At 63.1% G+C, this 11,351-nt stretch carries 7 protein-coding genes; 4 read left to right on the forward strand and 3 right to left on the reverse strand.

Features of this window, described 5'->3' with window-relative positions:
* The first annotated feature begins 37 nt into the window (after positions 1-37).
* The 3 genes from Q1U94_RS06450 (at position 38) to Q1U94_RS06460 (ending at position 3,083) form a co-directional block, all read left to right on the forward strand.
* Positions 38-505, forward strand: coding sequence for a hypothetical protein (locus Q1U94_RS06450; protein ID WP_300542823.1), 468 nt, complete (start codon positions 38-40; stop codon positions 503-505).
* Positions 506-595: 90 nt separating this feature from the next.
* Positions 596-1,801, forward strand: a complete 1,206-nt coding sequence (locus tag Q1U94_RS06455; RefSeq protein WP_300542824.1) for a hypothetical protein — start codon at positions 596-598, stop codon at positions 1,799-1,801.
* Positions 1,802-1,934: 133 nt separating this feature from the next.
* On the forward strand, positions 1,935-3,083 hold the full coding sequence (locus Q1U94_RS06460) for a hypothetical protein (protein WP_300542825.1): 1,149 nt from the start codon (positions 1,935-1,937) through the stop codon (positions 3,081-3,083).
* 40 nt (positions 3,084-3,123) lie between these two features.
* On the opposite strand, the gene Q1U94_RS06465 is transcribed toward Q1U94_RS06460, so the two are convergent.
* Positions 3,124-6,711, reverse strand: a complete 3,588-nt coding sequence (locus Q1U94_RS06465) for a M1 family aminopeptidase (protein WP_300542826.1) — start codon at positions 6,709-6,711, stop codon at positions 3,124-3,126.
* A gap of 23 nt (positions 6,712-6,734) precedes the next feature.
* Complete coding sequence (locus Q1U94_RS06470) at positions 6,735-7,619, reverse strand: ABC transporter ATP-binding protein (protein WP_300542827.1); 885 nt, start codon at positions 7,617-7,619, stop codon at positions 6,735-6,737.
* A 577-nt stretch (positions 7,620-8,196) separates the two neighbouring features.
* On the opposite strand from Q1U94_RS06470, the gene Q1U94_RS06475 reads away from it, so the two are divergent.
* A complete protein-coding gene (locus Q1U94_RS06475; protein ID WP_300542828.1) occupies positions 8,197-10,020 on the forward strand; it encodes an ATP-binding cassette domain-containing protein in 1,824 nt (607 codons plus the stop codon).
* Here the strand turns inward: Q1U94_RS06475 and Q1U94_RS06480 are convergent.
* Positions 10,017-11,351 (reverse strand): ATP-binding protein (locus Q1U94_RS06480; RefSeq protein WP_300542829.1); only part of this gene is annotated, 1,335 nt, incomplete at its 5' end. The two genes, Q1U94_RS06475 and Q1U94_RS06480, sit on opposite strands and share 4 nt — an antisense overlap.

Consider the following 11,351-nt stretch of genomic DNA (forward strand, 5'->3'; position numbering starts at 1 on the left):
GGCGGGCAGTGTAGAGCCCCAATCGGGAGGGACGGCCATGGCCGTATTTCGCACCATCGCCGCCTTTCTGGCGGCGGTTCTAACCGGAACCGTTCTGGTCTCGATCGCCAATACACATGTGGTTCTGCAGGCTTTGGTCCGCATTGGTGCCTCGATCCCCACCGCGGCACGGCTGGAGGCCATTCAGCGCGACCTGACCGGTTTCGCGCCGACGCTTTTCGTGCTGATCTTCGCCGGCTTCGCGATCGCCTTTCCGGTTGCCGGCATTCTGGCGCGCATACTGGGCGAGGGCTGGCGGCGCCTGGGCTTCACCCTGGCCGGCGGGGGTGCCGTCGCAGCGATCATGCTGGGAATCACGGCCTTCTACGGCCAGATGCTGGACGCGACGATCACGCCGGTCGCCTCCAGCCGCGAACTGACCGGCCTGCTCACGCTCTGCCTGGGCGGCGCGGCAGCCGGTTTCCTGTTCGCCACGCTGCAGCCCCCGCCCCGTCGCGACCGGTAGTCGGCATTCGAATCAATTGCAGCCGGGGCGGCAGACGCCTCCTTAAATCCGGCCGGGTTATGACGGTGCCCGCTCGAGGAGACGCCGCCCATGACACGAGTCCGCGAAACCCTGCGCTCGGATCTGCGCAATATCGTCAAGGGCGGCGCGACCTCGCGGATTCTCGATCTCTATTCCATAGCCCGGCGCTATGGCCATTCTGACCGGCATGCGGACAATCCCTTCTTCCTCCACCCCCGGCTGAACCGCTGTTTCATCATCAAGCATACGGTGCGGGTGCACGAACGCCCCTATGTGATGTCGTCCCAGCCGGTGGTGACAAAGGTACTGGTTCCGCTTGCACAGGAGGACCTCGCCCTTGGCGGGCATGCCGTCTTCGTCGAGGAGATGGGCTTTACCCAAAAGATGCGCTCCCTGTTCGAACGGCCGGACGAGCCGCATCTGATGGACCTCGACCTTGTCCGCCTGCGCGAACTTGCCGCCCTGCCCAGCTTCGACCCCTTCCTCCTGGCCGAACGCTATCGCGAGCATGTCCGCCCCATTGACGAAATCTATTTCAACATTTCCGACGACGAGATGGAGCGTATGGAGGATTCCGTGGCGCGCCAGATCGTGTCCGTCGTTGCACTCGCTTTCGACGGCGAGTCCCATGACCGGGACGACGATCGCGCCCTGAACTTCACCCGCCAGCTGCTCGCCTGCGATCTCGACGGTCGTCTCGGCGGGTTGAGACAGTCCCTCGACATGACCGAAATGGAGTTCCGTTCCGGCATTTTCGGCTGGCGCGGCATTCTCTATTACCGCTGGCACATGAACGAAGCGCTGGCGTCGCTTAAGGCATTCGTCCAGCAGCTCAGATCCGTCACCGTCGTGGGTGCCAGCGAGCAGGAATACTCCGAACTCCAGCACATGCGCCGGTCGATTATCGACGAAACCCGTCACCGCTGGGCCTGCCTGACCTCGGTGATGGAGGAGTACGAACACGTATTCGGCCGGTTTTGCCGGGGCGAAGATGCAAATGGTTTCCGCAACTTTCTGCTCAAGGCGCCTAGCCTGTTCTACGATGTCGGCAGCGACCTGTCCGTGGTCAGTCATGTTCCGGGCTACTGGCGCTACTGGGCCAAGCAGAATGCCAAGGGATTCCTGCATGCGCGCGAGGCGGTGACGCTGTTCTCGGACTTCATCGCCAGTGTCACGCGGGTCTCGCCCGGCACCGGCCACCAGGACAGCGAGAAACGCCGGCGCCGCGGCTCGCCGATACCGGCCCCGCAGGTCTTCGCGCCCGACGCCGCCTGACCGGATCCGTCCCGGCGGGGCTGCTGCCTCCTGCCCTTCCGGGCAGCAGCCCCATCCGCGAATTTTTCGGTGCGGTTATTCGATCTTAAGCTGTTTCCGCTAGCGTCCCCCCAAGTGAGGAGAGGCGCAAACCATGAGCGGATCCGACAGAAACAGTCTTCGCCGGATCGTGCGAGGCGGTGCCACGCCGCGCATTCTGGACCTGTGGTCGATCAATCGCCGCTTTGGCGAGACGCTGGAAATGGCAGCCAAGCCCTTTTTCCGGAACCCGCGGCTCAATGCCGGCTTCTTCCTGAAACACACGGTGCGGCCGCACGACCGGCCCTATCTGCTGACAGACAGCGCGGTCGCCACCAAGATCATCGTGCCGGTCAGCATCGACGATCTGGGCATGGGCGGGCACTCGTTCTTTGTCGAGGAAAAGGGGTTCGAAAGCCGGCTCAAGGCCTTTCTCGGCATGGGCGTCCTCAACAAGCACTACGAAACCGATCTGGCACGGGTGAAGGAGCTGGCCACAGTGCCCTCCTTCGACCCCTTCCTGCTGGCCGATCGCTATTCGGGCGGCGAGCGGCCGGTGGCGCGCTTCTATTTCAACATCTCCGCCGACGAGCAGGAGGCGATGCTGGCGAATGTCACCCGGCAGATCTTCGGTATTGTGAGCCTGGCCTTTGGCGATCAGGAAATCCGGCCCGACGACGAGCGCACGCAGAAATTCGCGCGCCAGCTGCTCGATGCCGAGGAGAGTGCGAAACTTTCCGGACTGCGCGAAACGCTCGGCATGAGCGAGGAACAGTATCGGGAGGGCATTTTCGGCTGGAGAGGCATTCTCTACTACCGCTGGCGCATTCGCGAGACGAAGGATGACCTGCGGCGCTTCGTGATGGAGCTGAACGATGTCATCGTTCGCGGCGCCACTGCGGAAGAAAACAAGGAAGTCAACGAGATCCGCAAGGCCATTCTCAGCATGGCCAAGGAACGCTGGCGCGCGCTGACAAATGTCATGGACGAGTATGACAGCGAATACCGGCGCTTCTGCGACGGAGCCGACCCGTCAGCCCTGCGCACCTTCCTGCTCAAGGCTCCCGGTCATTTCGGACAACTCGGCGCCGACCTGTCGGCGGTCTCCCACGTCACCTCCTTCTGGTCCTATTGGTGGAAGGATCGCGAGCGGGGCAGTCTGTCGGCCAAGGATGCGCTGGACATCTTCCCGGGCTTCCTGCGTTCCCTCACCAGCCAGAGCACGGAACGGCCCTACGGCGAAGGCATCGCAGCCAGCGGATAGGGCCGGCCCCGCGGACCGGCCCTCCGTTTCTTCGCGAACCCTATTCCCCGATCGTGACCCGCATCAGATTGTCGTCCGAATCCCGGTCTATCAGCTTGTTGTAGGGATCGATCCCCGCATACAGCGGCTCGTCCTCGACGATCAGCTCGATACGCATCGTGTTCTCGTCGATCCGGTGCTTGTCCATGTACAGCACGTGGTCCGTGCCCTCATAGGCATCGTCGAGATCCTCGGTGAAAACGCCGATATCGATGAGATAGTCGATCGCTTCCTCGGTCTGCTCGCCGGCACCGTCGGCCGAGAATTTGTGCGCCTCGATCTCCAGCGCCAGGTCCCAGCGCCCGTCCTCGCGCCGGGAGGCCGTGGCCGAGGTGACTTCGAGATCGAACAGCACGATCCGTTCGAAGAAATCATGGATCACGGTCTCCCATTCCGGCCCCGCCTCCTCGCGCAGGATCGAAAGGAAATCCAGTGTCGTCGCATAGGGTTCCGAGGAGAAGGCGCGCAAGGCGATCAGACGCTGCATGGCCCGGTTCACCACCTCCTCGCCGAGATAGTCCTGCAGGGCATACATGATCACCGCGCCCTTGCGGTAATGGATGTATTGCTGGTTCTCGACCCGGTAGAGCGGCTGTTCCTCGATGGCCTCGGAACCGCGGCCGGATAGATAGCGGTCCAGCTCGTATTTGAGGAAGCGACGCATGTGGTCTTCGCCATATTCCTGGCGCATCACCATGAGCGCGGAATACTGGGCGAAGGTCTCCACCAGCATGGTCCCGCCCTGCACATTCGCCGACATCACCTGGTGCGCCCACCACTGGTGCGCCGCCTCGTGCGCGGTGACGTAGTAGACATAGTCGATGTCCTGGGGATCGGAGAGATCGGCGATGAAACCGATCCCTTCCGAATACGGGATCGTGTTCGGGAAGGACTGGGCGAACGTCTGGTAGGCCGGAAATTCCAGGATCCGGAACTGGCGGTACTGGAACGGGCTCAGATGCTCGGAGAAATAGGCCAGCGACTCCTCGGACGCCTCCAGCATCCGCTCCACATTCCAGGCGTGGTCCGGATGGTAAAAGACCTGCAGCAATATGCCGTCACGCTCCCTTTCGGCCACGGCATATTCGGCGGAAAGCCACGAGTAGAAGTTCAGGATCGGCCGGTCCATCACATATTCGAAATAGCGTCGGCCATTCTCCTCCCATTCGCGTTCGAGATAGCCCGGTGCAATCGCGATCTGGTCCGGCGATGTGGAAACGATCGTGCGGAAGCCGACGAAGTCGGCGTTCGACAGGCCGTTCTCATCCCAGTGGTTCTCGTCCTCCAGCGGGAAGGCGCGGTCGATCGGTTCAAGCCCCTCCCGGCGCCTCTGCTGGCGGTCGGTGAGACGCCAGCCATCATTGAAGCCGACAATGGCCATCGACTCGCCATTGTTGAAGAAAGTGCCGTTGTAATTGGCCGTCGTGACATTGCCGGAATTGCGGAAGCCGGGATTGGCGCGTTCGACGGAGAAATCGAAAGTCCGCGTTTCGCCGGGCTGCATCGGCGTGTCGAAATCGAAAGCGTAGATCAGGAAACGTTCGTCCGTCTCTCCCGGCTGCGCCCCCTCGGCTTCCTGCGACAGGACAGTGGTTCCATACCCGTAGGACACCCACAGCGTCCCGATCGGCACGTCCGTCTTGTTTTCCAGCACATAGCGTCCGCGCGCCGTATAGCGGCGTTCGGACGGGTAGATATCCACCTCGTAGGAGGTATCGACAATGGTCGGCTGGTCGGTTTCCTGCAGATGGATGTATTCGCGTTCATACTCGGCCTGCAGCGCCCGGAAGGCGTTGGAGGACAGGTATTCGTTGCGGATATTGGTGTTGTAGAAGATCCATCCGCCCGTAGCGGTCGCACCGGCGATCGCAACGACCAGCAGCCCCGCCGTGGCCGGACCCAGGCCGCGGCCGAATGCGCCGACACGCTTGAGGACCGGCGTCAGCGATCCCCGGCTCCACAGCCGGTATGACAACACCAGCAGCAGCAGGGCCCAGAAGCTCCAATAGGCGTAGAACCACAGCGAAATTCCGAGGAAATGGCCATACCCGTTCATGTCGGAATAGGGTGCACCCGGCGCCGTGCCGTACTGGTAGAGATTATGGTCCAGCCCGATCTGCGACATCACGATCGAGACGATCAGGAAGACCAGCATGAAGGCCATGCCCAGCCAGCGATTATTCATCAGCACCTGGGCGAAGATCGCCAGCGCCGCGAAGATTGCTGCCGGCACGATCATGTCGATCAGGCCGCGCAGGGCGTACTGGCCCCATTCCACGGCCGCGAAACCCTGGGCCATCTGCGACAGGCCGCCGGCCACGAGCGCAACACCGATCAGCGAAACGATCACGAGGCAAAGCGCCAGGAATTTTGTGGCGATGAAGACCCAGCTGGGGGTCGGTGTCGCGTCGACGATGTATGAGAAGCCGACCCGGCGTTCCCGCCACATCACTTCGGCAGCGTAATAGATCACCACGACAAAGGGCAGCCAGGCAAAGGCGCCGTTGATCACGTCGATCATGATCCGCGTCACCGGATAGTTCGGCGTGCCGTAGAATTCATTGCCCAGGAAGAAGCCGGGCACAGTGTTCAGCAGCCCCAGAACCAGAAGGATCCAGAAGGCCACATTCAGGACCACGCCCTTGAACTCGAAGCTCAGGCGGGACAGGAACTGGCTGAAGGCCGCACCGCCGCCGAGACGCGGCATCACCCGCGGCAGGTCGATCTCGGAAATGGCGCTGGCATTGCCGGCATCCGCTGCGGCGCCCTTGCGCTTGCCGATCTTCAGCCCGCCCTGCCGGAAGCGGAAGGCCGCGACATTGATGCCCAGAAGGACCAGGCCGAACGCGATCCAGATCAACCGGTTCTGGAGGAAGACACCCTCGAATTCCACCACCCGCTCATTCTGGTCGAACACCGTCCAGTAGCGTGTGACTTCACTGAACGTGTTGAACCCGAAGGGATCAATCAGCGCGAAGGTCTCGCGCAGATCGGGCTGGGTCTGTGACAGGCCGACGCCGACGAAATAGAGCACGAGCAGGCCGACAAAGGCTGCATAGGTCGCGATCGTCGACCGGGTGAAATTGGCCACGGAGAACAGTATCGTTCCGATCACCCAGAGGTTCACAAGGCCGAACGCGGCGTAGACATAGGGATACCACCACAGCGTGGTCGGCCCGATCAGTTCCGGGTCGAGCCAGGGCATCAGACTGCCGGTCAGGAAAGCCAGCGGAACCGAGGCGAAGACCAGGGCAGAGATCGCAAATCCACCGATGAAGCGGCCCAGCACGAAATCGAATTCGCGGACCGGGCGGGAATAGAAGAGCTCCGAGGTCTTGAAGCCGAAATCGCGCAATACGCCGGACGACAGGAAGACGGTCGGAATGATGGCGCCGAACAGCGAGAAGACCAGCACGTTGGTGGTCAACGCATTCGGCGAATTGATATTGACGGCACCGCCGCCGCCCACCTGGATCTGATCGATGGTGACCCCGCCGAAAGTGAGCAGGAAGAAGATTGCAAAAATGGCGATGGATGCCGGCGAAAAGAGCTGAAACCGGAATTCGAATCCGGCGATTTTCCAGAGCATGATGATGCCTCCCTCGCCCGGCCCTAAGCCGCTTTCGCGCGACGGCCGTCGGCGATGGTGGCGAAATAGACATCCTCGAGATCCGGCGCTGCCGCGGCAAAACCGTCACCCGGATCCGTGTCAGCAAGCACCCTGACAAGAACCTGTCCCATGGACAGCCGCTCGGAAATGACCCGGAGCCGGGCACGCAGGGCCGGCAGGTCGGCCTTGGCGACCGTTTTTGCCCAGACCTTGCCCTCAAGCTCCCCGATCAGGTCGGTCGGAGCGCCCTGGGCGACAATCCGGCCCTGATTCATGATCGCCATTTGCGGGCAGAGATCGGCCACGTCCTCGACGATATGGGTCGACAGGATCACCACGACATTCTCGCCGATCTCGGAAAGGAGATTATGGAACCGATTGCGCTCTTCCGGATCCAGGCCCGCCGTCGGCTCGTCGACGATGATCAGTTGCGGATCGCCAAGAAGCGCCTGGGCGATACCGAAGCGCTGGCGCATGCCGCCGGAATAGGACGCCACCGCCTTGTTGGCATGCTGTTTGAGATTGGTCTGTTCGAGCAGGGCCTCGACAACCTGCTTGCGTTCCTTCGCATTCGACAGGCCCTTGAGTACGGCCAGATGGTCGAGCATGGCCCGGGCCGACATCCGCGGATAGACACCGAAGTCCTGCGGCAGATAGCCCAGAACGGCCCGCAAATCCTTGGGCTGTCTGACAATGTCGATGTCGCCGAACCGGGCCGAACCGCTGTCCGGGGCTTGTAGCGTGGCAAGCGTGCGCATCAGGGTCGACTTGCCGGCCCCGTTGGGGCCCAGAAGACCGAACATGCCCTTCGGAATGCTCAGCGAAACATTGTCCATGGCGCGTACGCCGCCTGCATAAGTCTTGGTCAGACCCTGGATGTCCAGCATATCCCGTCACGGCCCGTGGATCGGGCCGCCTCCCCTTGCAATAGCTATCGGCCCAGAACCTAGACCCGGGCCGGATTGCGAACAAATGAGCCTTTGTTCAGGAAGGGGGCCAGAGGGACAAACATCCGGCTTGTCCCTCCTTGAGAGGGCCACCCGTCATCCAGCGCACGTCTCCCGGGCGCGCAGCGCGCTGTCCGGGACGTCCTGACCGAAGACCGGTGCGAAGCGCTCGCGCAGGCGATCCCGGCCCGGCCTGCCTTCGCAGGCCCGTCGCCGGGAAGATGCGGGGTGTGCGGACGACGCTGGCGCGCCGGGAAAGCGCGTTGTCCCCCACACCGCGAATATCTCCTCCCGCAATTTCCGCGGCTTGCCGGAAACGCGCCCCGGTTTGTCCCCGTCCTTTTCGCCGATCGCTCCTCATCCCGCACCCCTCCCATCGCTCCAGGCGGACACGTCGTGGAGACAATGGTGTGCGCGGCGGGCGGGAGAAATGGCGCGAGAGAAGAAAGCAGGGAAAAACGACACCCCATGCGCGACGCCCGTGACGCCGGGCGCGTCCAACGCTATGCGGATCGGTATGACCCCACCGCTTCTGACCCTGCAGGACATCCATCTCACCTTTGGCGTGGCGCCGCTTCTGGACGGCGCCGACATGCAGATCGGCGAGGGCGAACGATTGTGCCTGGTGGGCCGCAACGGGTCGGGCAAGTCGACCCTGATGAAGGTCGCAGCCGGGCTGGTCGAGCCGGACGGCGGCGAACGGTTCCTGCATCCCGGAGCGACCGTGCGCTATCTCGAGCAGGAGCCGGACCTGGCCGGCTTTTCGTCGGTTCGGGACTATGTCATCGCCGGACTGGCGCCTGGCGACATGGATTATCGCGCCGACTATCTCCTGGAGCAGCTGGGCCTTAGCGGCGCCGAGGATCCCGCCACGATTTCCGGCGGCGAGACCCGCAGGGCCGCACTGGCGCGTGCTTTGGCGCCGGATCCGGACATCCTGATGCTGGATGAGCCGACCAACCATCTTGACCTGCCGGCCATCGAATGGCTGGAGGGCGAGCTGGCCGGCAGCCGCTCGGCGCTTGTCCTGATCAGCCACGACCGCCGCTTTCTGGAAAAACTGACCCGCAAGACGTTGTGGCTGGACCGTGGCCGCACGCGGCTTCTGGAACAGGGTTTCGGTGCCTTCGAAGCCTGGCGCGACGAGGTGTTCGAGCAGGAGCAGGAGGAACTGCATAAGCTCGACCGCAAGATCGTGCGGGAGGAGGACTGGCTGCGCTACGGGGTCACCGCCCGGCGCAAACGCAATGTACGCCGGCTGGCCGAATTGCGGGATCTGAAGCGACAGCGGGCCGACCATCGCGGCCCCCAGGGCCAGGTGAAGCTGACGGCGAGCCAGGCCCAGGACTCCGGCAAGCTGATCGTGGAGGCCAGGAATGTGTCCATCGCTTTCGGCGACCGGCCGGTCATCCGGGATTTCTCGACCAAACTGGCAAGGCAGGCGCGTATCGGCCTGGTCGGTCCCAACGGGGCGGGCAAGACGACGCTGCTCAACATCCTGACCGGCCAGCTGCCGCCCGACAGCGGCAGCGTGCGTCTGGGAACCAGGCTCGAGATCGCCAGCCTGGACCAGAAACGCGTGGCGCTGAACGATGACTGGACGCTGTCGGAAGCCCTCACCCGGGGCGGCGGGCAACAGGTCGAAGTCGCCGGAAAAACCCGGCACGTCATGGCCTATATGAAGGATTTCCTGTTCCCGCCGGAACAGGCCAATACGCCGGTCCATGTGCTCTCCGGCGGCGAGAAGGCCCGGCTCATGCTGGCCCGCGCCCTCGCCCTGCCATCCAATCTCCTGGTTCTCGACGAACCGACGAACGATCTGGATTTGGAAACGCTCGACCTGCTCCAGGGCCTGATCGACGAGTACGCCGGAACGGTCTTTCTCGTCTCTCACGACCGGGATTTCCTCGACCGGGTGTGTACAAGTGTCATCGTCTCCGAAGGCGATGGCCGATGGCGCGAATATGCCGGCGGCTACTCCGACATGCTGACCCAGCGCGGCCGCGGCGTGTCCCCGGACGACAGGACCGTGGTGAAGGCGAAGGGCGGCAAGCAGCCACCCGCCGCCGACAGACCGGCTGCGGCGCCCCGGCCGGAACGCCGGCGCATGGCCAACAAGGACCGCTATGCCCTCGAACGCCTGCCCGGAGAGATCGAAGCCCTGGACGAGCGGATCGCCAACCTCGAACAGACGATGAGCGATCCCGGCCTGTTCGCGGACAGCGTCAGGTTCACCGAAGTCTCCAAAGCACTCGCCGATGCCATTGCAGAACGCGAGGAGAAGGAGGATCGCTGGCTGGAACTGGAGGCCCTGCGCGAGGAGATCGAGGGCGATGCCTAGGCGGTGTGACGCGCGAGAAAGTCTTCGAAACGCGGAACGGTGAAGGCCAGCCTGCCGTAGGCCGGAGCATAGATCATGCCCTTCTCGATCAAGTGCTGGCGGGTGGAGTTGAGCTGGCTCGACGAGGAGGCGCCATAAGCCCTGGCGACGGCGCCAGGCGAATGCTCACCCGGCCCCAGCGAAGCCAGAGCACGCATGTAGTCCATTTCCTGCGTCGTGCACCGGTCCAGCCGCATCTGGAAGAAGCCGCGGTCGAGCGACTCCCGCACGGTCCCGGCAGCGCTCTCCACGTCGCGTTGGCGAATGGGTGAAGATATGGCCGCCGTCCAGCACCCATTGCCCCATTCCTGGATGAAGTGCGGATAGCCTTCACTCTCCGTCCAGATGGCATCCAGTGCCGCTGGTTCGATCGCCACGTCTTCCAGCGCCAGCGTGTCCCGGATCACCCGGTCGCTCGCTTTGCGGTCCAGCGGCTCGACACTTTCGGCAATGAAGAGACGCTCCGAATAGGAGCGGCTTTCCCCCAGCTGACGCAGGATATTGGGCAGGCCGGCCCCGATCAGCACCACCGGCAGCCGGCGCTGGGCGATCCGGTGCATCGATACGATCAGCGCATTGAGATGGGCCTGACCGACAAATTGCAGCTCGTCGACAATCAGGACGACAGCTATCTCCGCATGCTTGGCCGCCAGTCCGACCGCCTCGACAAGATCGGGCAGATCGGTTTCCAGGTCGCCACTGTCTGCCACCCCCGGTTCCGGGTCGAACTCGACCCACACCGACCCGCCCGGAAACTCGACATTGACCGACTTGACCAGACTGGCCAGGGCACGCCCGGCCTTGCGCACGAACGCCTTCGCCTTTTCCACATCGTCCAGCCCCAGCAGGATCTTGCGCAACTGCGCGACCAGTTGCTGCAGGAACGGCTTATCCGGCACGGCTTCGATCCAGGATACCGCGCAACCCAAGGTCTCGGCAGCCTCCCGCGCCTCCAGCAGGATTGAGGTTTTCCCTGTCCCCCTCAGCCCGTGCAAGACTAGGCTGCGTGCGGCCCTGCCGTTCAGCGCCCGTTTCATCTGGGCAGTCATTCCGGTCAGGATGGCTTCGCGTCCCGCCATGATTTCGGGCACGACGCCGGCGCCCGGTGTAAATGGACTGTCTTCCGGTTTCACACGAAACCCTCGCAAACCCAGGATAGCAGACAGAACACTGGTCAACTCGGTCAACTCGGTCAACTCGGTCAACTCGGTCAACTCGGTCAACTCGGTCAACTCGGTCAACTCGGTCAACTCGGTCAACTCGGTCAACTCGGTCAACTCGGTCAACGGGGT

It is taken from the genome of Maricaulis sp. (genome assembly GCF_030149515.1).
GTDB lineage: Bacteria > Pseudomonadota > Alphaproteobacteria > Caulobacterales > Maricaulaceae > Maricaulis.